Genomic DNA, 24,202 nt, shown 5'->3' on the forward strand with positions numbered 1-24,202 from the left:
TGCGGGGTGGCGGCTGCGTCAGTTCTTTTCGGTGACGCCGGCGGAGTCGAAGGTGGCTACATCGTGCATCGCCCGGGCCGCACTCTGCACCAGCGGGAGGGCCAGCAGTGCGCCGGTGCCCTCGCCGAGCCGCAGGTCCAGCTCGATCAGGGGGCGCAGGCCGAGCTTGGCCAGCGCGGCCTGGTGGCCCGGCTCGGCCGAGCGGTGGCCGGCGATGCAGGCGGCCAGCACCTCGGGGGCGATGGCCTTGGCGACCAGTGCGGCCGAACCGGCGATCACGCCGTCCAGGATCACCGGGGTGCGCAGCGAGGCGGCGCCCAGCAGGAAGCCCGCGATCGCGGCGTGCTCCAGACCGCCGACCGCAGCCAGTACGCCGATCGGGTCGGACGGGTCCGGCTGGTGCAGGGTCAGGGCGCGGCGGACGACCTCGATCTTCCGGGCGTGCGTCTCGTCGTCGATACCCGTGCCGCGACCGGTCACCTCGGCCGGGTCCACACCCGCGAAGACCGCGGTCAGGGCGGCGGAGGCCGTGGTGTTGGCGATGCCCATGTCGCCGGTGATCAGCACCTTGTTCCCGGCCGCGACCAGGTCGCGGGCGGTCTCGATGCCGACCTCGATCGCCTTGAGCGCCTCGTCCCGGCTCATCGCCGGACCCTGGGTCATGTCGTCCGTGCCGGACTTGACCTTGCGCGGCAGCAGGCCGGTGGTCCTGCCCTGCTGGATCGGCTCGGGCAGTTCGGCGGCGACGCCGACGTCGACCACGCAGACCTCGGCGCCGACCTGGGCGGCGAAGGCGTTGACCACCGCCCCCCCGGCCAGGAAGTTCGCCACCATCTGGGCGGTGACCTCCTGCGGCCACGGAGTGACGCCCTGGGCGTGCACGCCGTGGTCGCCCGCGAAGATCGCCACGCAGCCGGGCTCAGGGATCGGCGGCGGGCACTTCCGGGACAGGCCGCTCAGCTGGGCGGCGATGATCTCCAGCATGCCGAGCGAACCGGCCGGCTTGGTCATCCGCTTCAACCGGTCCCACGCCTCGCCGAGCGCCTTGGCGTCCAGCGGACGGATACCGCGCAGGGTGTCGGTGAGCAGGCTGGACGGCTCCTCGCCGGGTAGCGCGCGGTTGCCGTACTGCTCCTCGTGCACCACCCAGGACAGCGGCCGCTTCTTGGCCCAGCCCTGCTGCTGGAGCTCGGGCTCCTCGGGGAACGAGTCCACGTACCCGACGCAGAGGTACGCGACCACGTCCAGGTGGTCGGGCAGGCCCAGCTCGCGGACCATCTCCTCCTCGTCGAAGAAGCTCACCCAGCCGACGCCCAGGCCCTCGGCGCGGGCGGCCAGCCAGAGGTTCTCCACCGCCAGGGCGGCCGAGTACGGGGCCATCTGCGGCTGCGTGTGGCGGCCCAGGGTGTGCCGGCCGCCCCGGGTGCGGTCGGCGGTGACCACGATGTTCACCGGGGTGTCGAGGATGGCCTCGATCTTCATTTCCTTGAACTGCTTGGCCCGCGCCTTGGGCAGCGAGTCGGCGTACGCCTCACGCTGACGCTCCGCCAGTTCGTGCATCCGACGGCGGGTCTTGGCCGAACGGATCACCACGAAGTCCCACGGCTGCGAGTAGCCGACGCTGGGCGCGGTGTGGGCGGCCTCCAGGACCCGGATCAGCACCTCGTGCGGGATCGGGTCGGGGCGGAAGCCGTTGCGGATGTCGCGGCGCTCGCGGATCACCTGGTGGACGGCGTCGCGGCCGGCCTCGTCGTAACCGGGGGCGGCGGGCGGGCGCTCGGTCTCGGGCTGCTCCACGACTGCCTCGGGCTGGGGCTGGGGCTCGGTCGCAGCCTCAGGCTGGAGCTGGGGCGCTTCGGGAGCGGCGGGCGCGGGCTCCACGGCCTCTGCCACCGGGTCCGCGACCTCGTCCACGGCCTCGGACACCGGCTCGGGCTGAACGACCGTCAGCTCGGGGGCGGACGGCTCCTGGGGCTGGGTCGGGAAGGCCGCGGGCGTCATCTCGCCGCTGACGGTCTCGGCGGACGGGGCGGTCTCGGGCCGGGGCTCGGCCTCGACGGTCGGCAGACCGTGCGGGGCCGGGGCGGCCAGGAACGCCGAGATCCGGCCGGGCTGGCGGACGGGCGCGGCGGCCTGAGCCGGGATCGCGACCGGCTCGGCCGGCACCTCGACGGCGCTCGGCTCGGCGACCACGGGCTCCACGGCGACGGGTTCCGCCGCAGTCGCGGGCTCCACGACCACGGACTCGGCGGTGACGGGCTCCGCGACCACGGGCTCGGCGACCACTTGGGCCACCGCCTCGACGGGTGCCTCGGCCACGACCGGCTCCACCGCGATCGGCTCGACCGGCACCTCGGTCACCACCGGCGCCTCGGTCGGCACCTCGACGGACACAGGCTCGGCGGCCACCGGCTCGACCGGCACCTCGACCGCAATCGGCTCGGCCACGACCGGCGCCACCGCGACCGGCTCGACGGGCACCTCGGCGATCGGCGCCTCCACCACCACGGGCTCCGTCAGCACGGGCTCGGCAGCCACGACGGCCTCGACCGGCGCCACCGGGACCTCGACGGCCGCGACCGGCTCGGGCTGCACCGGAGCCGCCACCGGAGCGGGCGCCGGTACCGGCGGGACCACCACTGGAGCGGGCACGATCGGCACGCCGTACGCCGGAGTGCTCCCCGAAGGGCCACGGTCGGCGAGCGAGCGGACCGGCACGTGGCCGGTCATCAGCGAGGGGTCCGGGATCGGCGGGCCGGCGTGCAGCGGGCGGCGCGGCGGCTGAGGGGCCGTCACCTGCGCGGTGGGCTGGGCGACCGGCTGACCCCCGACCTGCTGGCCGAGCGCGTCGGGAGCAGGCTGAGCAACCGGTTCTGCAGCCGCCACGGGCGGGCCCGCAAGCGGCGGGTTGAGCGGCGGCCAGGAGGGCTCCACCGGCTGGCCGGCCGAAGCGGCCGGAGCCGCCTGCGGTTCCTCGACCGTCCGCAGGGTCATGGTCTCGCCCGGCTGAGGCGCGGCGGCGGGGTCGTTCACCACGACCGTCTCGACCGCCCCGTGCACGGCCGCGTCGCCCCAGGACACCTGCGGTCCTGGCATCAGCAGCACGTCCTCGTCCTCGTCCAGCCCGTCGGGCTGGTCCAGGAAGGTGTAGGCGGAGTGGGGTTCGGCACCCGGCGTCGGGACGCCCTCCGGGCGGCCGAGCGGTTCGGCGCCGCCGAGCAGGTGCTCGGGCAGGCCCTCGCTGAGGACGTGGCCGCCATCGGTCATCTCAAAGCTCCTTCCGGGCGCTGCCGCACCCTGGGCGCGGTGATCGCCGACCGCCGCACCCAATTCTCCGCTCGGGGCGGGCCGTGCTCCCGCCCGTTCGTCCGTCCGTCCTCGGGACCGGCGTCCGCCATGCCGTGCTCCGGACCGGTGGGCCGCCCGTGGGAGGGGTGGCACACCATCAGAAACAACGACAGCCCGGGACAACCGGCACGACCGCACCGGACCCGATGGCATTCTTCCGGGCCGACCTGCTCCACGTCGAATGTCCGCGACCGGTCCGGCCTGTGGGTTCCGCCACGTCAGAAAGGTGGCAGACAGGACGAACTGGACACGAACCGTCGATCGCATGCGCGCTCGAACGCCTCACCCTACCGGCCATCCCCGATCGACTCCCGAACCGGTGTCCGATTCGCACCGCCTGCCGAGCGGCTGGCGGGCACCGGTCGAGCGCGTGCCGTGCGCGTGCCGAGCACTTGTCGAAAGCCTGTCAGGAGCTCTGCTCGCCCCAGAGCACCAGGCTCTGCTCCCCCGGCCCGAGGCCCAGTCCGGCTGCACTCCCGTGCCCGGGCCCGAGGGGCGCGGACTGCAGCAGTGCGCCGTCCACCCGGTACCCCGCGCCCGCGATGGCGGCCCGGATCTCCTCGGCGTCGCCCAGCGAGTGCGCCACCGCGACCAGCCGCTCAGGTCTGCGGTCCAGCACCGCCCGGACGACCTCGGCACCGCCGGACTCGACCACCACCGCGTCCGGTTCGGGCAGCCCACCGAGCACCTCCGGGCCGATCCCGTGCACCACCTCGAGCTCGACGCCGTACCGGCGGGCGTTCACGGTGATCTGCGCGCACGCCGAACGGGAGGCCTCCACCGCCACCACCGCCGCACCGAAACGTCCGATCTCGACGGCCAGCGCGCCGCTGCCCGCGCCGACAGCCCAGAGCAGCTCGCCGGGCACCGGACCGAGCCTGGCCAGCGCCAGCGCGCGGACGTGCGGAGGCAGCGCGGAGCCGATTCCACCCGCCGCTCCCGTGCTCCGCTCGGCACCCGCGTACGCCTCGGCGTCCAGCGCCCAGCCCCGGTCGGGTCCGGGGAAGCCGAGCGGGCGGCCGGCCAGCCAGCCGGAGGTCTCGGTGGGCGCGTGGTTGGCACCCGTGCCGCCGATCACCAGGACCACCGCCGGGTCGCGCCAGTCGTGGTCCGGCACCCGGTCCGAGGTGAGCACGGTGATGTCCTCGTCGGCGGTGCCCAGCGCCTCGCAGACCACGAAGGTGCGGTGCACCCCGCGGAGCATCAGCGCGAGTTCGCTCGGCCCGGCGCCGGCCGTGGTGAGCACCGCGACCTTCGGATAAGCGCGGCAGACGTTCGCCGCCCGGCGCAGCCGTCCGCCGTGCGCGCTCACCACCTGGGCGTCCTCCCACGGCATGCCCGCCCGGGCGAAGGCGGCGGCCACCGAGGAGACACCCGGCAGCACCTCCAGTTCGAGGCCGTACTCGGGGCGGCGCAGCTCGCGGACCACCCCGAAGTACCCCGGATCACCCTCGGCCACCACCACGGCGGCGCCCCGGTGTTCGGTGATCCGGCGGGCGGCCTGCTGTACGTTCCCGAGCGTGAGGCGCTCGGCGCCGGACGGGACCGGCAGCGCGGCCAGTTGGTAGGGCGCCCCCGCGACCAGGGTCGCGCCCGCGAGCGCCGAGGCGGCCGCCTCGGTCAGTGGTGTGCCGTCCCACCCGATGACCGTGATCCGGTCCGCCATCTACCGCTGCTCCCTCAGTCCCCAGACGGCCGGACGGCCCCCGGTGCCCGAGGCTACCCGCTCGCACTGCCGTACGGCGTCGCACTCGCGCGAGCCGCAGGACGGGACGCCTCAGCGACCTGACGACTCAGCGCCCGGCGGCGTATTGCGGCTCCCGGACGCTCACCGGTTCGAGGTCCTCCGGGAGCAGGCTCCACAGGATCAGGTCGCTGCGGCTCTCCTCACCGTCCCGCACTATCCAGGCGCTCCGCAGCACCCCCTCACTGATGCAGCCGAGCTTCTGGGCGACCTGCTGCCCGGCGGTGTTGCCGGCGGCGGTGCGCAGTTCGAGCCGAAGGAAGTCGCGGTCCTCGAACAGCCACTGCGCGACGCCGTTCACGGCCTCCGGCGCGTAGCCCTCGCCGCGCGCCCAGGCGGCGGTCACGTACGTCACCTCGGTGGAGCGCAACCGCCAGTCGGTGCAGCGCAGTTCGACCACGCCGACCACACGGTGCGTCAGATTCTCGGTGACGGCGAAAACGATTCCTCGCCCGTCCGCGCGGCGAGCGGGGGCCAACTCCCTGATCCACTCCAGGGCGTGGCCGTCGGTGAACGGCTGGGGGATGGCGGTCCAGGCGTGCACCTGCTCGTCGGCCATCATGGCGACCAGACTCGGCGCGTCCGTCTCCGCGAGGGGGCGCAGCAGCAGCCGCTCGGTGCTGATCGCGGTCTCGGGGAAGCTCGCTGCCATCCGTCTCTCTCCTCGCCGGTCGTGGACTTACGGTACGCCCCGCCCTGTCCGGGCCGTGACACGGTACCCGCAAACAGCACGACAGCACCCCCGCCCGACCGGCAGGGGTGCTGTCACACGTCGTCAGAAGACCGTTCAGAAGGCCGGGATGACCGAACCGTTGAAGGTGGTGTTGATGTACTCCTTGACCTTGTCGGAGTGCAGCAGCTCGGTGAGCTTCTTCACCCGGGGGTCGTTCTCCTTGCCCTTCTTGACGGCCAGGATGTTGGCGTACGGGTTGCCGGTGGCCTTCTCCAGCAGGATCGCGTCGGAGGCGGGCTTGAGACCCGAGTCGAGCGCGTAGTTGCCGTTGATGACGGCGGCGTCCAGGTCGGCGAGCGAGCGCGGGAGCTGGGCGGCGTCCAGCTCCTTCCACTTGAGGTTCTTCGGGTTGGCCACCACGTCGGCCGGGGTGGCGGCGGTGCCGACGCCGTCCTTCAGCTTGATGACGTCGTTGTCGGCGAGCAGCTTGAGCGCCCGGCCCTCGTTGGTGGCGTCGTTGGGCAGGCCGACGGTGGCGCCGGTGGCGAGCTCACCGGCCGACTTCACCTTCTTGGAGTACAGGCCGAGCGGCTCCAGGTGCACGGTCCCGACCGAGACGATCGTGGTGCCGTGCTTCTTGTTGAAGTCCTCGAGGTACGGGACGTGCTGGAAGTAGTTGGCGTCGGCCGAGCCGTCCTGGACGGCGGTGTTCGGGGTCACGTAGTCGGTGACCACCTTGACGTCGAGCTTGAGCCCGGCCGCGTCGGCCAGGTTCTTCTTGACGTAGTCCAGGATCTGCGCATGCGGGGTCGGGCTCGCGATCACCTTGAGCGCGGCGTCCGAGCCGGAGCCCGACGAGGAGCCGTCGCTGCCGCAGGCGGTGAGCGAGAGGGCGAGCCCGGCGGTGGCGATGACGCTGGTGAACTTCAGGACGTTACGCACGAAAAGTGCCTTTCTCCATGGGTGTTTCGGGTGGTGCGGGTGTGGTCAGTGCGGGAGGACGAGCTCCTCGTCCTTCTCCGGGGTGTCGGCGCGGGAGCGCAGCAGGCGGGTCCGCCCGCCGGACCGGCCGCGATTGGCGAGCCGACGGACGATCAGGTCGCCGATCAGCTGGACGGCCATCACGATGACCACCAGCTCGGCGACGATCACCCACATGAAGGCGGTCTCGAAGCGCTGGTAGCCGTAGTTGACGGCCAGGGTGCCCAGGCCGCCGCCGCCGACCGTTCCCGCCATCGCGGAGAAGCCGATCAGCGCGATGACCGTGGTGGTGGCCGAGGAGACCAGCGCGGGCAGCGACTCGGGGACCAGTACCTTGCGGACGGTGGTCCAGGTGCCCCCGCCCATCGCGTGCACGGCTTCCAGCAGACCGCCGTCCACCTCGCGGACGGCGGTCTCCACCAGCCGGGCGAAGAACGGGATGGCCCCGATGGTCAGCGGCACGGTGGCCGCCTCCCAGCCGATGGTGGTGCCCACCAGGTTCTTGGTGAAGCCCTGCAGGGCGACCATCAGGATGATGAACGGCAGCGAGCGGCCGATGTTCACCACGGTGCCCAGGACCCGGTTGACCGGGACGTTCTGCAGCGCTCCGCCCCGGTCGGTGAGCACCAGCAGCAGGCCCAGCGGGAGGCCGAGCAGCACGGTGGTGACCGACGCGACGCCGACCATCTGGAAGGTCTCCACGGTGGCGGGCCGCATGAGTTCCAGCATCTCGTCCCAGGTCATGCCGCTGCCCCGCCCTTCTCGTCGAGCACGTCCACCTGCAGGCCCTGCTCACGCAGGAAGCCGATCGGCACCACGTTGTCCCGGTGACCGCCGGGCAGTTCGACCCGCATCCGGCCGACCATCCGGCCACCGATGGTCTCGACGGCGGCGCCGAGGATGTTGATGTCGATCTGGTAGGTGCGGGCCAGCAGGGAGACGAACGGCCGGGCCGAGGTGTCGCCCTGGAAGGTGATCTCCAGCACCGTGTGACCGGGGTGGCCGGAGCCGAACTCGCCGAGCGGGAAGAGCTCGCGGGCCAGCTCGGAGTTCCCGGTGGCGAGCAGGTCGGTCAGCCTCCCGGCCTCGACCACCCGGCCCCCGCGCATCAGGGCGGCGGAGTCGCAGACGGACTTGATGACGTCCATCTCATGGGTGATCAGCAGGACGGTCAGACCGAGCTGTTGGTTGAGGTCGCGCAGCAGGGCGAGGATCGAGCGGGTGGTCTCCGGGTCCAGCGCCGAGGTGGCCTCGTCGGAGAGCAGCACCTTGGGGTCGCCGGCCAGCGCCCTGGCGATGCCGACCCGCTGCTTCTGGCCGCCGGAGAGCTGGCCGGGGTAGGCGCGAGCCTTGTCGGCCAGGCCGACCAGTTCCAGCAGCTCGCCGGCCTTGCGGCGGCGTTCGGTGCGGTCCAGGCCGACGATCTCCAGCGGGAGTTCGACGTTCTGCTGCACGGTGCGCGAGGCGAGCAGGTTGAAGTGCTGGAAGACCATGCCGATCCGGCGGCGGGCGGCCCGCAGTTCCGCTCCGGCGCGCTGCTCGGTGCCGGGCAGCGCGGTGAGCTCGACGCCGTTCACGGTGACCGAGCCGGAGCTGGGGCGCTCCAGCATGTTGACGCAGCGGATCAGGGTGGACTTGCCGGCGCCGCTGGTGCCGACGACTCCGTAGACCTCACCCTCGCGCACGTGCAGGTCCACCCCGGCCAGGGCGGTGACCTCGCGGCCTCGGGTTCGGTAGACCTTGGTCAGGTCCTTGGTGGTGATCACGGCTGCTTCCGTTGGTCGGGGGCGGACGACGGCATGCGGAGGCACACCTCTGAGTGAGGATCAGGTCCGGCCATGCTTCGATCGTTGCCGCTGAGCGGCGGGGGCGCGCGTGGGCATGACCCTTACGAGTCACGGCACGGGGTGCGCGGGAAGAGGGGCGGAAGCCCTCAGAAGCGACACATTCGACAACAACACATGCCGCGCTCTCCGGCCGGCGTGCTGCCGGTGGGGGTGCAGGTCGTCGTCGTGGTCATGGATCAAAGTAAATCAGACATATGGACACAGTCCCAATTATCAGGAACGCCGGTCCGAAATGCGGACACGACACAGGCGTACCAACGGAAAGAGCACCCGACCGGTCATCAGGTCGGGTGCTCCTCGGCCGTTCGGGTCGTCCGTTCAGGCAGCGGCCGCGACCGCCACCCGCTTCGTCAGAGTGACGATGCTCAGGCTCCGGCTGACCTCGCGGACGCCGGTCTGCCGGTAGCCGTGCCGGGCGTACAGCCGCAGGTTGCCCAGGCTGCGGTGGCCGGTGAACAGCTCGAAGGAAGCGACCGGGGCCTCGGCGACGAGCCGACGCTCCACCGCCTCCAGCAGCCGGCCGCCGAGGCCGTGGCGCTGCATCCGGGGGTGCACCACCAGGCGGTCCACGTGGGCGGTGCCGTCCCGGTCCACCGAGCCGCGGACGGTGCCGACGATCTCCTCGCCGAGCCGGGCGACCAGCACGTGGCGCTCGGCCAGTTCGGCGCGCAGGCTCTCCAGGGTCTGGGTCAGGGGCTCGATCGCCCAGTCGCCGTACAGCTCGGCCTCGGACTGGTAGCCGAGGTACTGGAGCTTGAGGATCTGCTCCGCGTCCTCTGCGTTCGCCACCGAGATGTTCACACTCATGCCCATGTGCTGGGGCCTCCCGTCGTTAGTTCCCGGTGCCCGGGGTGAGGGTGTGCACCGGTTGCCCTGCGAAGGATTCCCGGCCGGGGATCGGCCCTGACCGGGGGTGGCGCAGTCGTGCCCTGGCTGTCTCCGGAGTCGGATCTGCGCGCAGGCCCAGTATCCGGCCGCTCGACACACCGTCAAGGACACGTTCGCCACCGCTCTACCCACCGTCCGGCCTCCGGCAACCTTCCGGCCGCCGGACGTGGTGAGCATCACTCCGACCGTTCGTTGTGCAGGAGGGCGCGCAGGCAGGCGAGGCAGCGTGAGCGGGTGGGTCCGATACTGCCGCGCGGCAGGCCGAGCCGCTCGGCGAGTTGGTGGTACGTCAACTCGGGCGCCTCGGCCAGCGCGGTCATCAGTTCGGGGCAGCGGCCGGGCAGGCGGGCCAGCGCGCGGCGCACCGCGCGCTCCCGGGCGGCGGTGAGCACCTGCTCCTCGGCGGAGGGGACCACCCACTCCGTTCGGGTGAGGACGGGGCGCAGTTCGGCGTAACGGATCACACCCGGCAAACGACGAGGGGGCGCCCGGAGGCGCCCCCTCGTTCAGGTGGTGATCAGCCCTGGACCCACTCCTGCTGGACCGCCAGGTCGGCCTTGAGCTCGGCCAGCTGGGCCGCGACGGCGGACGGGGCGGTGCCGCCCCGGCCGGTCCGGGAGGCGATCGAACCGTGCACGCTGAGCACCGAGCGGACCTCGGGCGTCAGGTGCTCGGAGATCTCGGCGAACTGCTGGTCCGTCAGGTCGGAGAGCTCGATGCCCAGGCCTTCGCAGACCTTGACGCAGGCGCCGGCCACCTCGTGCGCGACCCGGAACGGGACGCCCTGCCTGACCAGCCACTCGGCGATGTCGGTGGCCAGCGAGAAGCCGGCCGGGGCCAGCTCCTCCAGCCGCTCCCGGTGGACCGTCAGGGTGGCCATCATGCCGGTGAAGGCGGGCAGCAGGACCTCGAGCGTGTCGCAGGAGTCGAAGACCGGCTCCTTGTCCTCCTGGAGGTCCCGGTTGTACGCCAGCGGGAGCGCCTTGAGGGTGGCCAGCAGGCCGGTCAGGTTGCCGATCAGGCGGCCGGACTTGCCCCGGGCCAGCTCGGCGATGTCCGGGTTCTTCTTCTGCGGCATGATCGAGGAGCCGGTGGAGAAGGCGTCGTGCAGCGTGATGAAGCCGAACTCCTTGGTGTTCCAGATGATCACCTCCTCCGCGATCCGCGAGAGGTTGATCCCGATCATCGCGGTGACGAAGGCGAACTCGGCCACGAAGTCCCGCGAGGCGGTGCCGTCGATCGAGTTGCCCACCGAGCCGCGCTCGAAGCCCAGCTCGGCGGCGACCGCCTCCGGGTCCAGGCCGAGCGAGGAACCGGCCAGCGCACCGGAGCCGTACGGGGAGACGGCGGTCCTGGTGTCCCACTGCCGCAGCCGCTCGGCGTCCCGGCCGAGGGCCTGGACGTGGGCGAGGACGTGGTGGGCGAACAGCACCGGCTGGGCGTGCTGGAGGTGGGTGCGGCCCGGCATCGCGGTGTCCGGGTGCGCCTCGGCCAGGCCGACCAGGGCGTGCTGGAGGTCGAGCAGCAGGCCGCCGATGATCTTCGCGTGGTCCCGCAGGTACATCCGGAACAGGGTGGCGATCTGGTCGTTCCGCGACCGGCCGGCCCGGAGCTTGCCGCCCAGGTCCGGGCCGAGCCGCTCCAGGAGGCCGCGCTCCAGCGCGGTGTGCACGTCCTCGTCGGCGACCGTGCCGGTGAAGGCGCCTGACGCCACGTCCGCCAGCAGCGCGTCGAGGCCGCCGAGCATGCCGGCCAGTTCCTCGTCGGTGAGCAGCCCGGCCTGGTGCAGCACCCGGGCGTGCGCTTTGGAGCCCGCGATGTCGTACGGGGCCAGCCGCCAGTCGAAGTGCACCGAGGCGGAGAGCTTGGCCAGCGCCTCGGAGGGGCCGTCGGCGAAGCGCGCGCCCCAGAGGCGGACGTCGGCGTTCTGATCGGCGGTCATCGCGTGGGCTCCTTCTGGTCGTTACGGGGGTAGGGCAGCGCCCCGGCTGCCTGAGCGCAGCCGGGGCGTCAGGGCGTGGCTCAGGCCAGGTCGCGACGGGCGGCGATCTTCGAGGACATGCCGAAGATCTCGATGAAGCCCTTGGACATCGACTGGTCGAAGGTGTCGCCGGTGTCGTAGGTGGCGAGGTTGAAGTCGTACAGCGACTGGTCCGACTTGCGGCCGTTCACCACGGCGCGGCCGCCGTGCAGGACCATCCGGATCTCGCCGGAGACGACCTGGTTGGCCTCGTTCAGGAAGCCGTCCAGCGCGCGCTTGAGCGGGGAGAACCACAGGCCGTCGTAGACCAGCTCGGCCCAGCGCTGCTCGACCTGCCGCTTGTAGCGGGCCAGCTCGCGCTCGACGGTGACGTTCTCCAGCGCCTGGTGCGCGGTGATCAGCGCGATCGCGCCGGGGGCCTCGTAGATCTCCCGGGACTTGATGCCGACCAGGCGGTCCTCGACCATGTCGAGCCGGCCGACGCCCTGGGCGCCGGCGCGCTTGTTGAGCTCTTCGATCGCCTGGAGCACCGACACCTTGCGGCCGTCGATGGCCACCGGGACACCGGCCTCGAAGGTGATGACGACCTCGTCCGCCGCACGCGGGGTGGCCGGGTCCTGGGTGTACTCGTAGACGTCCTCGATCGGGGCGTTCCAGATGTCCTCGAGGAAGCCGGTCTCGACGGCACGACCGAAGACGTTCTGGTCGATCGAGTACGGGTTCTTCTTGGTGGTGACGATCGGGAGGTTCTTCGCCTCGGCGAAGGCGATCGCCTTGTCCCGGGTCATCGCGTAGTCGCGGACCGGGGCGATGCACTTCAGCTCGGGGGCGAGCGACTGGATGCCGACCTCGAACCGGACCTGGTCGTTGCCCTTGCCGGTGCAGCCGTGGGCGACCGTGGTGGCGCCGTGCTTCTTGGCGGCGGCGACCAGGTGCTTGACGATGGCCGGCCGGGACAGCGCCGAGACCAGCGGGTACTGGCCCTGGTAGAGGGCGTTCGCCTTGAGGGCCGGCAGGCAGTACTCGTTCGCGAACTCGTCGCGGGCGTCGGCGACCTCGGCCGCGACGGCGCCGCAGTCCAGCGCGCGCTGGCGGATCGCGTCCAGGTCCTCGCCGCCCTGGCCGACGTCGACGGCGACGGCGATGACCTCGGCGCCCGTCTCCTCGGCGATCCAGCCGATGCAGACGGACGTGTCCAGACCGCCCGAGTAGGCGAGTACGACGCGCTCGGTCACGGCTTTCTCCTTCACAACAGTGCGAACAGGGTTACGACGACAGGCATAAGTATGCACTACGCCGTATGAAATTCAAAACGCGGGGACGCCTGGGGCGGGCCCCGGGGGTGGCGGGACGGGCCGCCCGCTGGGCTCAGCGAGGGATGGGACGGCGGGAGCCTCGGGCTTGGACGGGTCCGGGGTCGGTCACTGGGCCTTGGCCTGGGCCAGTTGCATCAGGTGGTCGGCGAGGGCCTGGCCGCCGGACGGGTCGCGGCTGATCAGGAGGACGGTGTCGTCACCGGCGATGGTGCCGATGATCTCGAAGACCTCGGCCTGGTCGATCGCCGAGGCGAGGAACTGGGCGGCGCCCGGAGGGGTCCGGAGCACCACCAGGTTGCCGGAGGCGGTGGCGGACACCATCAGCTCGCCCGCCAGCCTGGCCATCCGGCCCTCGGTGGCGGACTCCCCCATCGGGGCGCGCGGCGTCCGGTCGCCACCCTCGGCCGGGACGGCGTAGATGAGTGCGCCGTCCCGGTTCCGGATCTTCACCGCGCCCAGTTCGTCCAGGTCCCGGGAGAGGGTGGCCTGGGTGACCACGAGGCCGTCGTCGGCGAGCAGCTTGGCCAGCTGGCTCTGCGAGCGGACGGGCTGACGGGTCAACAGGTCCACGATCCGCCGGTGCCGTGCGGTGCGGGTCTGCGGGACCTGCGATGTCGGCCCGGCGGCGGGCTGGTCGGGATTGGGTTCGGTCATGTCGAGGATTCTCCCGGAGTTCGCTCAGGCGTTCGCGTCGGGGGCGACGCTGTTCAGGATCTCCGGGAGCGCGGCCAGGAAGCGGTCCGCCTCCTGCTCGGTGAGGACCAGCGGGGGCACCAGCCGGACGGCGTCCGGCACGGCGGCGTTGACCAGGAACCCGGCCTGCTGGGCGGCGGCCTGGACCTGGCCGGCGACCGGCGCGGTGAGCACGATGCCCAGCAGCAGGCCCGTGCCCCGGACGTGGTCCACCAGCGGGGAACCGATCGCCTCGATACCGGTACGCAGCTGCTCACCGACCTTCTGCACGTGCGCCAGCAGCCCGTCCGCGACGATCGTGTCGAGCACCGCCAGACCCGCCGCCGCCACCACCGGGTTCCCGCCGAAGGTGGTGCCGTGGTGACCCGCGTGGAACAGCTCGGCGGCCGGTCCGAACGCCACCGTCACCCCGATGGGCAGTCCCCCGCCGAGGCCCTTGGCCAGCGTGACGACGTCCGGCTCGACGCCCTCGTACGCCTGGTGGGCGAACCAGTGGCCGGTCCGGCCGATACCGGTCTGGATCTCGTCCAGCACCAGCAGGGTGCCGGTCGCCCGGGTGATCTCCCGGGCCGCCGTCAGATAGCCCTCGGGCAGCGGGATCGCGCCGTTCTCGCCCTGGATCGGCTCCAGGAAGACGGCGGCGGTCTCGGTGGTGACGGCTGCCCGCAGTGCTTCGATGTCGCCGAACGGGACGTAGGTGACGTCACCGGGCAGCGGGACGAACGGGGTCTGCTTGGCGGGCTGGGCGGTGAGCGACAGGGCGCCCATGGTCCGGCCGTGGAAGCTGCCCTCGAGCGAGACCAGGTGGGTCCGGCCGGTCAGTCGGCTGATCTTGAAGGCGGCCTCGTTGGCCTCGGTGCCGGAGTTGCAGAAAAAGACCCGGCCGCCCTCGCGGCCGAACAGCTCCAGCAGCCGCTCGGCCAGCCGGACGGTCGGCTCGGCGATGAACAGGTTGGAGACGTGGCCGAGCTGCCCGATCTGCGCGGTGACCGCCTCGACGATCGCCGGGTGGGCGGTGCCGAGGGCGTTCACCGCGATCCCGCCGACCAGGTCGAGGTACTCCTTGCCGTCGGCGTCCCAGAAGGTTGAGCCCGCGCCCCGTACCAGCGGGATCCGGGGGGTGCCGTAGTTGTCCATCAGCGAGTGCTGCCACCGCTGCGTGAGCTGGGTGTTCGTCATGCCAGGCCCCCCAGGACCGTTGCTTCGTCGTCCGGCACCACCATGGTGCCGATGCCCTCGTCGGTGAAGATCTCCAGCAGCAGGCTGTGCTGCACCCGCCCGTCCAGGACGCGCGCGGTGCCGACGCCCGAGCGGACCGCGTTGAGGCAGCCCTCCATCTTCGGCAGCATGCCGCTGGCCAGCGTCGGCAGCAGCTCCTCCAGCTCGGTGGTGCCGAGCTGGCTGATCACGTCGTCCGAGTTGGGCCAGTCCGCGTACAGCCCCTCGACGTCGGTCAGCACCACCAGCATCTCGGCGCCCAGCGCGACGGCCAGCGCGGCGGCCGCGGTGTCCGCGTTGATGTTGTAGACGTGGCCGTCGGTGCCGCGCGCGATCGAGGAGATGACCGGGATCCGGCCGTCCCCGATCAGCGCCTTGACCGCGCCCGCCTCGATGTTGACGATGTCTCCGACCAGGCCGATGTCGACCTGCTCGCCGTCCACCACCGCGTACCGCTTCACGGCGGTCATGGTGTGCGCGTCCTCGCCGGTCATGCCGACCGCGAACGGGCCGTGCTCGTTCAGCAGCCCGACCAGCTCGCGCTGGACCTGGCCGGCCAGCACCATCCGGACCACGTCCATGGTCTCGGGGGTGGTGACCCGCAGGCCGTTGGTGAACGAGGACTCCAGACCGAGCTTGCCCAGCTGGGCGTTGATCTGCGGGCCACCGCCGTGCACCACCACCGGGTGCAGACCGGCGTAGCGGAGGAAGACCACGTCCTGGGCGAAGGCCGCCTTCAGCGACTCGTCGACCATGGCGTTGCCGCCGAACTTGATCACCACGGTCTTGCCGTGGAAACGCTCCAGCCAGGGCAGCGCCTCGATCAGAGTCAGGGCCTTGGGCAACGCGGTGTTGTTACGGGCCTGTTCGCCCTTGGGTGCGATCTTCACGGTGGTCCCCCGGATCAGCTGGAGTAGGCGCTGTTCTCGTGCACGTAGTCGGCGGTGAGGTCGTTGGTCCACACCGTGGCCGCCGCCTCGCCGGCCCGCAGGTCGGCGGTGATGACCACCTCGCGGCCGGTCATGTCCACCAGGTTGCGGTCCTCGCCGACGCTGCCGTCCTTGCAGACCCAGACGCCGTTGATCGCCACGTTCAGCTGGTCGGGGTCGAAGGCCGCGTCGGTGGTGCCGATCGCGGCCAGCACCCGGCCCCAGTTCGGGTCCTCGCCGTGCAGGGCGCACTTGAGCAGGTTGTTGCGGGAGATCACCCGGGCCACCTGGACGGCCTCCTGCTCGGTGGCGGCGCCCGTCACGTCGATCCGGATGTCCTTGCTCGCGCCCTCGGCGTCGCCGATCAGCTGGCGGGCCAGGTCGGCGCAGACGGTGGCCACCGCGGCGGCGAACTCGTCCTGCTCCGGGACGACCCCGGAGGCGGCCGAGGCCAGCAGCAGCACCGTGTCGTTGGTGGACATGCAGCCGTCCGAGTCGATCCGGTCGAAGGTGGTGTTCGTCGCGCTGCGCAGCGCGACATCCAGCCCCCCGGCGGTGACGTCGGCGTCGGTGGTCAGCACCACCAGCATGGTGGCCAGACCGGGAGCGAGCATGCCCGCGCCCTTGGCCATCCCGCCGACCGTCCAGCCGTTCTTCGTCACCTGCGCGGTCTTGTGCACGGTGTCAGTGGTCTTGATGGCGATCGCGGCGGCCTCGCCACCGTCGGCGGCGAGCGCCTTGGCGGCCTGCTCGACGCCGGGCAGCAGGATGTCCATCGGCAGCCGGACACCGATCAGGCCGGTGGAGGCGACCGCCACCTCGCCCGCGCTCAGGGCCAGCTCGGCGGCCACCTTCTCGGCGGTGGCGTGGGTGTCCTGGAAGCCCAGCGGGCCGGTACAGGCGTTGGCGCCACCGGAGTTGAGGACCACCGCGGAGATCCTGCCGCCCTTCACCACCTGCTCCGACCAGAGCACGGGGGCGGCCTTGACCCGGTTGGAGGTGAAGACGCCGGCGGCGGCGTTGGACGGTCCGTCGTTGACCACCAGGGCCAGATCGGGGGTGCCGCTGGCCTTGATGCCCGCGGTGACGCCGGCGGCGCGGAAACCCTTGGCCGCCGTCACTCCGACGCCTTCAATGTTCACAGCCTGACTGGTCGTCACGGTGCAACTCCGTTCAGCGGAAGGCCGAGCTCCTCGGGGAGTCCGAGGGCGATGTTCATGCTCTGCACCGCGCCACCGGCGGTGCCCTTGACCAGGTTGTCGATCGCGCTGATCGCGATGATCCGGCCGGCGTGCTCGTCCAGTGCGACCTGGACCAGCGCGGCGTTCGAGCCGTAGACCGAGCTGGTCCGGGGCCACTGGCCCTCCGGCAGCAGCCGGACGAACGGCTCGCCCGCGAAGGCCTCCTCGTACGCGGCGCGCAGGCTCGCGGCGGTCACGCCGGGCTTCGCCTTGGCGCTGCACGTGGCCAGGATGCCGCGCGGCATCGGCGCCAGGGTGGGGGTGAACGAGACGGTGATGTCCTCACCCGCGACCGGGCCGAGGTTCTGCGCCATCTCGGGCGTGTGCCGGTGCCCGCCGCCGACGCCGTACGGGCTCATCGAGCCCATCACCTCGCTGCCGAGCAGGTGCGCCTTGACGGCCTTGCCCGCTCCGGACGTGCCCGAGGCGGCCACAACCACGGCCTCCGGCTCGGCCAGCTTCGCGGTGTACGCCGGGAACAGCGCGAGCGAGACGGCGGTCGGGTAGCAGCCGGGGACGGCGATCCGCTTGGTGCCCTTGAGCGCGGCCCGGTGGCCGGGCAGCTCGGGCAGGCCGTACGGCCAGGTGCCGGCGTGCGGAGAGCCGTAGAACTTCTCCCAGACCGCCGGGTCCTTGAGCCGGAAGTCGGCCCCGCAGTCCACCACCAGCACGTCGTCGCCGAGCGCCTCGGCGACGGCGGCCGACTGCCCGTGCGGCAGCCCGAGGAAGACGATGTCGTGCCCGGCCAGCACCTCGGGGGTGGTCGGCTCCAACACCCGGCCGGCCAGCGGCAGCAGGTGCGGCTGGAGCTCGCCGAAGGTGGTCCCGGCATTGGAACCGCCGGTCAGCGCCCCGATCTCGATCTCCGGGTGCCCGAGCAACAGGCGCAGCACCTCCCCGCCCGCGTATCCACTGGCGCCGGCGACGGCGACTCGCAATGCCATGATGATCCCTCCTAGGACTTGGCATGAATATACGCATCACCGAACATTCATGCAAGGAGCCCCCATGGCCCACCGGCGCGGCAAATCCGTCGGCAGCGTGCCACGGCCCAGTCGAACCGCACCCGTGAACGAGCACGTCTCCGTCAGGTCGCGAGAAGGACAGGCCACCCTGACTCCTCGCCGACAGCTGTCAACTTATGGTTGACATATTCAAAAGTGTCAACCTATCGTTGACGCATGACGATCCCCGTACGGCTCGACGACCTGATCGACGCCATCAAGAAGGTGCACCCCGACGCGCTGGACCAGCTCTCCGGAGCCGTCATCGCCGCCGACCACCTCGGCGACCTCGCCGACCACCTGATCGGACACTTCGTGGACCAGGCCCGGCGCTCCGGCGCCTCCTGGACCGACATCGGCAAGAGCATGGGCGTAACCAGGCAGGCCGCCCAGAAGCGCTTCGTGGCCAAGGACCCGGGCGAGCCCGGTGACCTCGACCCGAGCCAGGGTTTCGGCCGTTTCACCGATCGGGCCCGCCAGGTGGTGATGGCCTCGCAGGAGGAGGCCCGCACCGCTGGCAACCCCGAGATCCGCGCGGAGCACCTGGCGCTCGGCCTGCTCGCCACCCCCGAGTCAACCGGCACCCGGGCCCTGCTCGCGCAGGGCGTCACGGCCGAGGCGCTCCGCGCGGCCGTCGGCGCCGTGCTGCCCGCGCCGGTGGCGGACGTGCCGGGACTGATCCCGTACGACGCCGGCGGCAAGAAGGCGTTGGAGCTGACCTTCCGTGAGGCGCTCCGGCTCGGCCACAACCACGTGGGCACCGAGCACATCCTGCTCGCCCTGCTGGAGCTGGAAGGGGCGGACGGCGTGCTCGGACGGCTCGGCGCGGGCAAGGCTGCCACCGAAACCTTCGTTCTCGAACAGAGCTGACCCACCAAGGCTTCTCCCTCGAACGGCGGTATCCAACGGGCGCTCGCGCGACTACCATGAGTCGCCACGAGATCGCAGTCCGCCGCCGAGGGAGTCGCCTTGTCCGGAACCCGTGCCGTCTGGTCCGACTTCTGCGCCGTCGCCCCCAGCCCGGAGCTGCGCGAACGCCTCCGGGCGGAGCTGGCCCGGGTCCGTTCCGGCCCCGACGAGATCGCCGGCCAGCTGGCGGTCGGGCGCACCCCCAAGCGGCTCGGCTTCGACGACGGCGCGATCTTCCCGCCGGACGAGTTCCCGCTCGGCACCCCCTACGACACCATCCAGTCGGCCGCCGCGGACCGCGCCCCGCTGCGCGGTGCGGTCCGGGTGGCGGTGGTGCTGGCCGACTTCTCCGACCACGCCATGACGGCCACCAAGTCCCACTTCGAGCAGCTGTTCTTCTCGCTCGGTGAGCTCCCGCACGGCAGCGTGCGGGAGTACTACCGCGAGGTCACGCACGGTCTGATCGACATCGTGGGCGAGGTGATGGGCCCGATCCGGCTGCCGCAGACCCTCGCCTGGTACGCCAACGGCAACTTCGGCATCGGCCGCCCCAGCGGCGAGCCACGCGCCCACCTGATGGCCCGGGACACCGCGCTGGCCGCCGACCCGCTGATCGACTTCGCCCCGTACGACAACGACGGCAACGGCTTCGTGGACGCGTTCATCGTGGTGCACGCCGGGTCCGGCGGCGAGGCCACCGGCCGGCCCGGCGACCTCTGGTCCCACAAGTGGACGCTGCCCGCCGCGCAGAACGCCGACGGCACCAAGATCTTCGCCTACCTGACCATTCCCGAGGACGCGAAGATCGGCGTCTGCGCCCACGAGCTCGGCCACCTGCTGTTCGGCTTCCCCGACCTGTACGACACCGACAGCACCTCCGAAGGCGTCGGCAACTGGTGCCTGATGGGTGGCGGCTCCTGGGGCGGCGGCGGTGACATCCCGGTGCACCCGTCGGCCTGGTGCAAGGTGAACCAGGGCTGGGCGAGCGCCACCGTGGTCACCACTGGCGGCCCGGTCGCCTTCGAGGACGTGAAGTCCAGCCACACCGTGCACCGGCTCTGGAAGGACGGCACCGGCGGCAGCGAGTACTTCCTGGCGGAGAACCGCCAGCAGAGCGGCTACGACGTCTCGCTCCCCGGCTCGGGCCTGCTGGTCTGGCACATCGACGAGAGCAAGCCCGGCAACACCGACGAGAACCACTACAAGGTCGGCCTGCTCCAGGCCGACGCCAAACGCGACCTGGAGCTCGCCCACAACCGAGGCGACGCCGGCGACCCGTACCCGGGCAGCACCGGCAACGTCACCCTGAACGGCTCCAGCTCACCGAGCACCAGGTCCTACGCGGGCGCGGCCACCTGTGTGTCCATCAGCTCCATCCCGGCCCCGGCCGCCACCATGACCGCCACCGTCTCGGTCTCCTGCGGGACGGGCGGCACGCCGAGCTGACCGCGTACGAGCTACCGTCTGAGGTGGAGCGGCGCTCGGTCCGGCCGGCCACCGAGCTCGGGCTCCCACCGGCCGGGATCGACCTGCGCGAGCGCCCGGACGGCGCCTGGGTCTGCTTCGAGGTGAACCCGATGCCCGCGTACAGCTACTACGAATCGCACACCGGTCAGCCGAGCGCCGCGGCGATCGTCGACCTGTTGGCCGGTGCCCCGGCCGCTCTGGAGGTAGGAACTGTGGTCGCCCCGGTGGAGAACCTCACCGCCCTGCGGGTCCGCCTGCTCGCGGCCACCCCGCACCCCCGGCTGCCCGGCTGGGAGGCGGCAACCGTGGAGGTGCTGTCCGCCACCCCCGTCCCGGGCCGGGCCGACCTGCTCTCCCAGCGGGTCGGCGAGTCCCTCGACCTGGCGGTCCGGCAGGAGCAGCTGGCGGGCCTGCCGACCGGCTCGGTGCTCCGCCTCCGGGCCCGGCTGGCCGTCGGCGAGGTGCTGGCCGAACAGGCCCCGGCACCCGGCGACTTCGGCGTCGAGCCCGGTCTCTGACGGCGTCAGTTCCTGACGGCCCGGAGCAGGACGAACTTCGGGTCGCTGCTGACCACCTGCGAGTTGCCGAACAGGCGGCGCAGCTTGACGTGGTAGCCGAGGTGCCGGTTGCCGATCACCCAGAGCTCGCCGCCGGGGCGCAGCGCGCTCTTCGCCGTGGTGAACATCCGCCAGGCGGTGGCGTCGGTGGTGGCCTGGTGGGTGTGGAACGGCGGGTTGTTGAGCACCACGTCGAGCGAGCCGGGCTCGGCGCCCGCCAGTGCGTCGCCGACCACGAACTCGGCCTTCGCGGCCGGCCCGAGCGCGCTCCGGAAGGTGGCCTCGGCCGAGGCCACCGCCTGGTGCGACTCGTCCACGAAGAGCAGTTCGGCCTCCGGGTTGGCCAGCGCGGCGGCGGTGCCCACCACGCCGTTGCCGCAGCCGAGGTCGGCGATCCGCTTCGGCCCGGTCGTCGCCGGGAGGTGGGTGAGCAGGAAGCGGGTGCCGATGTCGAGGCGTTCGGCGCAGAAGATGCCCGCGTGGTTGGTGACGGTCCGTCCGGAGACCGGGCCGACGCCGTCCGGGAGGGTATAGCTGACGGGCCAGGGGTTGGCGGTCCTGGGCAGCGCCGGGTCGGGCGTGCAGTGGATCAGCCGGGCCTTCCTGACGGCCAGTGAGGTCCTGGTCGGGCCGAGGATCCGCTCGAACAGGTGCAGTGTGGAGGTGTGGATCTCGGTCACCATGCCGGCCCCGATCACCACCGTGCCCGCGTGCACGGCGGGGGCCAGCCGGTGCAGCTGGTCCTCCAGCAGCGCCAGGCTCTTCGGCACCCGCACCACCAGCACGTCGATCCGCTCCGGCGGCGGATCCTGGGTGGTGAGCAGCTCGACCGTCCCCGGCTCTACGCCGTTGCGAGCCAGGTTCTCGGCGGTGGCCCGGCGGCCGAGCCAGGAGTCGGAGATCTGGGTCGGCCGGTGCGCGGCCAGCGCGGTGACCAGCGCGCCCCAGCGGTCGCCGAGCACCACCACCCGCCCGCTCAGGTCGACCGGCGGCGCTCCGTCGGTCCCGTGCAGCTGCCGGAGCAGGTACTCGTCGGCGGCGTCCCAGGCCCGGAGGCGGTCGCGCGGGTCCTCGGGGAAGCGGCTCAGCTCGAACTCGCCCCATGACGTCGTGAAACTTTCCATCGTGCGCCCAGGCTATCCGAGCCGGCCCGGGTCGATCCGCGCCGCCACCGGCAGGTGGTCGCTGGGTGTGGGTGGCAGCGTCCAGCCGTCGGACACCTTCGCGCTCCGGGTGAGTACGTGGTCGATCCTGGCCAGCGGGAAGCTCCGCGGCCAACTGAGCTCCCGGCGCCCACCTTCGCCGAGCAGGTCGGTGAGCGGGGCCAGGCCCCGGTCGTCCAGGGTTCCGTTGAAGTCGCCGAGGACGATCAGCCGGGGCAGCGGTTCGGCCGCGAGCGCGGCGGCCAGCAGCCGGGCGCTCTCGTCCCGGCGGTCGGTGCCGTAGCCTCCGGGGCCGAGCCGGACGGAAGGGAGGTGGACCACGTAGACCGCCGTCTCGCCCTGCGCGGTGTGCAGGGTCGCCCGCAGGGCCCGGCGCCAGTCGGCGGTGAGAGTACGGGGCCTGAGGTCGACCGGCCGGACGTCGGTAAGCGGGTACCTGGACCAGAGGCCGACGGTGCCCTCGACCGCGCGGTAGGGGTGGCCCGCGCCGAGCACGGCCTGGTAGTCGGCGAGCCGCTCCGGGAGCAGCTCCTCCAGCGCGATCAGATCGGCGCCGCTGTCGGCGAGCGTCCGGGCGGTGCCGGTCGGGTCGGGGTTGGCGTCGTCCACGTTGTGCTGAACCACCGTCAGCCCGCCGCTGCCGCCGGCCTCGGCCGGCGGGAGGAACAGCGCCGCCCAGACCACCGCCGCGACCGCCACTGCCAGCCCCGCCGTGGCGGACCGGCGGAGCAGCGCGAGCACCAGCAGGACCGGCAGCGCGAGCCCGAGCCAGGGCAGGAAGGTCTCCAGCAGGCTGCCCATCCGCCCCGACCGGTTGGGTACCATCCCTGGCCACAGCAGCACCGCCACCAGCAGGGCCGTTCCGGCCACCAACCGTCCCCGTCGCCAGGCTCCCGTGTCCACGACTGACAGGAGGTCAGGAACGGCCGGGCCGGTTCCGGGCAGGGCGGGTAACCTCCGGTCCATGTCGACCACGCTGCACGGAACCGCCGTCACGCTGCGCCCCGCAACCGTCCAGGACGTCGCCCCGCTGGCCGCGATCCGGGCCACCCCGGAGGTGTTCGCCCGCTGGCGCGGCACGGCCGACCTGGCCGCCGAGGTGGCCGAGGACCTGGCCGACCCCGGGACCGAGGTGTTCGCGATCGAGCACGCGGGCCGGGTGGTCGGCGCCGTCCAGTGGTACGCGGAGAACGACCCGGACTACCGGCACGCAGGCATCGACATCTTCCTCGACCCCGCCGTCCATGGTCAGGGCCTCGGCACCGTCGCCGTCCGCGTCCTGGCCAGGCACCTCACCACCACCCTCGGCTTCCACCGCCTGGTGATCGATCCGGCCGCCGACAACACCGCCGCGATCCGCTGCTACACCAAGGTCGGCTTCCGCCCGGTCGGTGTGATGCGGGCGTACGAACGCGGTAGCGACGGCACCTGGCACGACGGCCTGCTGATGGACCTGCTGGCCGACGAGCTGACGTGACGTCACCCGGTGGCCAACGCCGCCCGCAAGGTCCTGAAGGCCGTCGGCGCGGCCCCGGTCGCCAGGTGGGCGACGATCTGCGCCGCGCACTCCTCGACGCCGTACGCGCCGGTGTCGACCTCGAAGTCGTACACGCCGTGCGCGTGCACCCGCTCGTACTGGGCCGCCGCCAGCCCAGCCGGACGGTCGCCCCTTGCCAGCTCGCGGCGCTCCAGTTCGGGCAACGGACAGCGGACGCCGACCAGCACCACCTCGTACGGGGCGAGCACCTCCAGACAGTCCCGCAACCGCCACGGTTCGCTCAGCACGTGGTCGACCACGAGGTGGTTCCCCGCTGCGGCCATCCCGGCTATCGCCCGGTGGAATCCGCCGCGCATCCGCCTCAGCGCGAGCTCGAGCTCGTCGGGCGGTAGCTCCTTGCTGCCGGACATCGCGTTGAACGCGTCCACCGCGAGATGGAAGTGCAGCGGTTCGAGCACGCGCAGCAGGGCGGCCGCGAGACTCGACTTGCCGGAGCTGGAGGTCCCGTTCAGGAAGATGATCCGCCCCACCGGGCCTTGATCCATGGTCATGACACCGACCGTACCCGGCAGACGGCCACCTTCGCCTACCCCCTTCGGCCGACGTCACCGACCACCGCGTGAGGCACGTCGTGCACCAGCCACAGGTGGGCCACCAGCCGGGGTGGGGAGGCCAGTTCGGCGTACAGGTTCTCGAGCCCGGGTGGGACCTCAGGGAGCATGGATCGGCTGATGGTCATACGGGT

The 24,202-nt window shown here is 72.0% G+C and carries 23 protein-coding genes; 4 read left to right on the top strand and 19 right to left on the bottom strand.

Features of this window, described 5'->3' with window-relative positions; translation table 11 throughout:
* Positions 1-18: 18 nt before the first annotated feature.
* From cobT to argC, 15 genes are all read right to left on the bottom strand, one after another.
* Complete coding sequence (cobT, locus tag ACKUU6_RS04495; RefSeq protein ID WP_407987118.1) at positions 19-3,267, bottom strand: nicotinate-nucleotide--dimethylbenzimidazole phosphoribosyltransferase; 3,249 nt, start codon at positions 3,265-3,267, stop codon at positions 19-21.
* A 487-nt stretch (positions 3,268-3,754) separates the two neighbouring features.
* Complete coding sequence (gene cbiE, locus ACKUU6_RS04500) at positions 3,755-5,014, bottom strand: precorrin-6y C5,15-methyltransferase (decarboxylating) subunit CbiE (protein WP_407987119.1); 1,260 nt, start codon at positions 5,012-5,014, stop codon at positions 3,755-3,757.
* 127 nt (positions 5,015-5,141) lie between these two features.
* Complete coding sequence (locus tag ACKUU6_RS04505) at positions 5,142-5,744, bottom strand: GNAT family N-acetyltransferase (protein ID WP_407987120.1); 603 nt, start codon at positions 5,742-5,744, stop codon at positions 5,142-5,144.
* Positions 5,745-5,879: 135 nt separating this feature from the next.
* A complete protein-coding gene (locus ACKUU6_RS04510; protein WP_407987121.1) occupies positions 5,880-6,707 on the bottom strand; it encodes a MetQ/NlpA family ABC transporter substrate-binding protein in 828 nt (275 codons plus the stop codon).
* A 45-nt stretch (positions 6,708-6,752) separates the two neighbouring features.
* Entirely contained in the window at positions 6,753-7,490 is a 738-nt protein-coding gene (locus tag ACKUU6_RS04515; protein ID WP_407987123.1) for a methionine ABC transporter permease, read from the bottom strand.
* Positions 7,487-8,512, bottom strand: a complete 1,026-nt coding sequence (locus tag ACKUU6_RS04520; protein ID WP_407987124.1) for a methionine ABC transporter ATP-binding protein — start codon at positions 8,510-8,512, stop codon at positions 7,487-7,489. Before ACKUU6_RS04520 ends, ACKUU6_RS04515 begins: the two co-directional genes overlap by 4 nt.
* Before the next feature lie 399 nt (positions 8,513-8,911).
* The gene (locus tag ACKUU6_RS04525) at positions 8,912-9,406 is read right to left on the bottom strand and encodes a GNAT family N-acetyltransferase (protein WP_407987125.1); all 495 of its coding nucleotides are present in this window, start codon (positions 9,404-9,406) and stop codon (positions 8,912-8,914) included.
* A 251-nt stretch (positions 9,407-9,657) separates the two neighbouring features.
* A complete protein-coding gene (locus ACKUU6_RS04530) occupies positions 9,658-9,945 on the bottom strand; it encodes a hypothetical protein (RefSeq protein ID WP_407987126.1) in 288 nt (95 codons plus the stop codon).
* A 53-nt stretch (positions 9,946-9,998) separates the two neighbouring features.
* Positions 9,999-11,423, bottom strand: a complete 1,425-nt coding sequence (gene argH / locus ACKUU6_RS04535) for an argininosuccinate lyase (RefSeq protein ID WP_407987127.1) — start codon at positions 11,421-11,423, stop codon at positions 9,999-10,001.
* An 80-nt stretch (positions 11,424-11,503) separates the two neighbouring features.
* On the bottom strand, positions 11,504-12,697 hold the full coding sequence (locus ACKUU6_RS04540; protein ID WP_407987128.1) for an argininosuccinate synthase: 1,194 nt from the start codon (positions 12,695-12,697) through the stop codon (positions 11,504-11,506).
* A gap of 186 nt (positions 12,698-12,883) precedes the next feature.
* The gene (locus ACKUU6_RS04545) at positions 12,884-13,432 is read right to left on the bottom strand and encodes an arginine repressor (protein ID WP_407987129.1); all 549 of its coding nucleotides are present in this window, start codon (positions 13,430-13,432) and stop codon (positions 12,884-12,886) included.
* 24 nt (positions 13,433-13,456) lie between these two features.
* Positions 13,457-14,650, bottom strand: a complete 1,194-nt coding sequence (locus ACKUU6_RS04550; RefSeq protein WP_407987130.1) for an acetylornithine transaminase — start codon at positions 14,648-14,650, stop codon at positions 13,457-13,459.
* On the bottom strand, positions 14,647-15,579 hold the full coding sequence (gene argB, locus ACKUU6_RS04555; RefSeq protein ID WP_407987131.1) for an acetylglutamate kinase: 933 nt from the start codon (positions 15,577-15,579) through the stop codon (positions 14,647-14,649). The genes ACKUU6_RS04550 and argB overlap by 4 nt, the downstream gene beginning before the upstream one ends.
* Before the next feature lie 14 nt (positions 15,580-15,593).
* Positions 15,594-16,754: a bifunctional glutamate N-acetyltransferase/amino-acid acetyltransferase ArgJ gene (argJ, locus tag ACKUU6_RS04560; protein WP_407992037.1), complete on the bottom strand. Its 1,161-nt coding sequence runs from the start codon at positions 16,752-16,754 to the stop codon at positions 15,594-15,596.
* Between the two features lie 20 nt (positions 16,755-16,774).
* Positions 16,775-17,803 (bottom strand): N-acetyl-gamma-glutamyl-phosphate reductase, encoded by a 1,029-nt coding sequence (argC, locus tag ACKUU6_RS04565; protein WP_407987132.1) that lies wholly within the window; start codon positions 17,801-17,803, stop codon positions 16,775-16,777.
* 237 nt (positions 17,804-18,040) lie between these two features.
* On the opposite strand from argC, the gene ACKUU6_RS04570 reads away from it, so the two are divergent.
* The 3 genes from ACKUU6_RS04570 to ACKUU6_RS04580 all read left to right on the top strand — a co-directional run bounded on the left by ACKUU6_RS04570 (position 18,041) and on the right by ACKUU6_RS04580 (position 20,757).
* Complete coding sequence (locus tag ACKUU6_RS04570) at positions 18,041-18,733, top strand: Clp protease N-terminal domain-containing protein (protein WP_407987133.1); 693 nt, start codon at positions 18,041-18,043, stop codon at positions 18,731-18,733.
* Between the two features lie 99 nt (positions 18,734-18,832).
* Complete coding sequence (locus tag ACKUU6_RS04575) at positions 18,833-20,218, top strand: M6 family metalloprotease domain-containing protein (RefSeq protein ID WP_407987134.1); 1,386 nt, start codon at positions 18,833-18,835, stop codon at positions 20,216-20,218.
* Positions 20,219-20,241: 23 nt separating this feature from the next.
* On the top strand, positions 20,242-20,757 hold the full coding sequence (locus ACKUU6_RS04580; RefSeq protein ID WP_407987135.1) for a hypothetical protein: 516 nt from the start codon (positions 20,242-20,244) through the stop codon (positions 20,755-20,757).
* A gap of 5 nt (positions 20,758-20,762) precedes the next feature.
* On the opposite strand, the gene ACKUU6_RS04585 is transcribed toward ACKUU6_RS04580, so the two are convergent.
* The gene (locus tag ACKUU6_RS04585) at positions 20,763-21,920 is read right to left on the bottom strand and encodes a methyltransferase (RefSeq protein WP_407987136.1); all 1,158 of its coding nucleotides are present in this window, start codon (positions 21,918-21,920) and stop codon (positions 20,763-20,765) included.
* Positions 21,921-21,932: 12 nt separating this feature from the next.
* A complete protein-coding gene (locus ACKUU6_RS04590) occupies positions 21,933-22,832 on the bottom strand; it encodes an endonuclease/exonuclease/phosphatase family protein (RefSeq protein ID WP_407992038.1) in 900 nt (299 codons plus the stop codon).
* A gap of 91 nt (positions 22,833-22,923) precedes the next feature.
* Between ACKUU6_RS04590 and ACKUU6_RS04595 the strand changes: the two genes are divergently transcribed.
* Entirely contained in the window at positions 22,924-23,436 is a 513-nt protein-coding gene (locus ACKUU6_RS04595) for a GNAT family N-acetyltransferase (RefSeq protein ID WP_407987137.1), read from the top strand.
* A 2-nt stretch (positions 23,437-23,438) separates the two neighbouring features.
* On the opposite strand, the gene ACKUU6_RS04600 is transcribed toward ACKUU6_RS04595, so the two are convergent.
* Both ACKUU6_RS04600 and ACKUU6_RS04605 read right to left on the bottom strand, forming a co-directional pair.
* Positions 23,439-24,008, bottom strand: a complete 570-nt coding sequence (locus ACKUU6_RS04600) for a chloramphenicol phosphotransferase CPT family protein (RefSeq protein ID WP_407987138.1) — start codon at positions 24,006-24,008, stop codon at positions 23,439-23,441.
* A gap of 35 nt (positions 24,009-24,043) precedes the next feature.
* Positions 24,044-24,196 (bottom strand): hypothetical protein, encoded by a 153-nt coding sequence (locus ACKUU6_RS04605; RefSeq protein WP_407987139.1) that lies wholly within the window; start codon positions 24,194-24,196, stop codon positions 24,044-24,046.
* Positions 24,197-24,202: the final 6 nt, after the last annotated feature.

Origin of the sequence: Kitasatospora sp. CMC57 (assembly GCF_045866025.2) — a bacterium.
Classification (GTDB): Bacteria; Actinomycetota; Actinomycetes; order Streptomycetales; family Streptomycetaceae; genus Kitasatospora.

Coding starts and splice junctions, on each gene's coding strand:
- ACKUU6_RS04515 (WP_407987123.1), bottom strand. CDS start 7,490: ATGACCTGGGACGAGATGCTGGAACTCATGCGGCCCGCCACCGTGGAG.
- ACKUU6_RS04550 (WP_407987130.1), bottom strand. CDS start 14,650: ATGACGAACACCCAGCTCACGCAGCGGTGGCAGCACTCGCTGATGGAC.
- ACKUU6_RS04595 (WP_407987137.1), top strand. CDS start 22,924: ATGTCGACCACGCTGCACGGAACCGCCGTCACGCTGCGCCCCGCAACC.
- cobT (WP_407987118.1), bottom strand. CDS start 3,267: ATGACCGATGGCGGCCACGTCCTCAGCGAGGGCCTGCCCGAGCACCTG.
- ACKUU6_RS04570 (WP_407987133.1), top strand. CDS start 18,041: ATGACGATCCCCGTACGGCTCGACGACCTGATCGACGCCATCAAGAAG.
- argC (WP_407987132.1), bottom strand. CDS start 17,803: ATGGCATTGCGAGTCGCCGTCGCCGGCGCCAGTGGATACGCGGGCGGG.
- ACKUU6_RS04545 (WP_407987129.1), bottom strand. CDS start 13,432: ATGACCGAACCCAATCCCGACCAGCCCGCCGCCGGGCCGACATCGCAG.
- cbiE (WP_407987119.1), bottom strand. CDS start 5,014: ATGGCGGACCGGATCACGGTCATCGGGTGGGACGGCACACCACTGACC.
- ACKUU6_RS04505 (WP_407987120.1), bottom strand. CDS start 5,744: ATGGCAGCGAGCTTCCCCGAGACCGCGATCAGCACCGAGCGGCTGCTG.
- argH (WP_407987127.1), bottom strand. CDS start 11,423: ATGACCGCCGATCAGAACGCCGACGTCCGCCTCTGGGGCGCGCGCTTC.
- ACKUU6_RS04605 (WP_407987139.1), bottom strand. CDS start 24,196: ATGACCATCAGCCGATCCATGCTCCCTGAGGTCCCACCCGGGCTCGAG.
- ACKUU6_RS04585 (WP_407987136.1), bottom strand. CDS start 21,920: ATGGAAAGTTTCACGACGTCATGGGGCGAGTTCGAGCTGAGCCGCTTC.
- ACKUU6_RS04600 (WP_407987138.1), bottom strand. CDS start 24,008: ATGACCATGGATCAAGGCCCGGTGGGGCGGATCATCTTCCTGAACGGG.
- ACKUU6_RS04525 (WP_407987125.1), bottom strand. CDS start 9,406: ATGGGCATGAGTGTGAACATCTCGGTGGCGAACGCAGAGGACGCGGAG.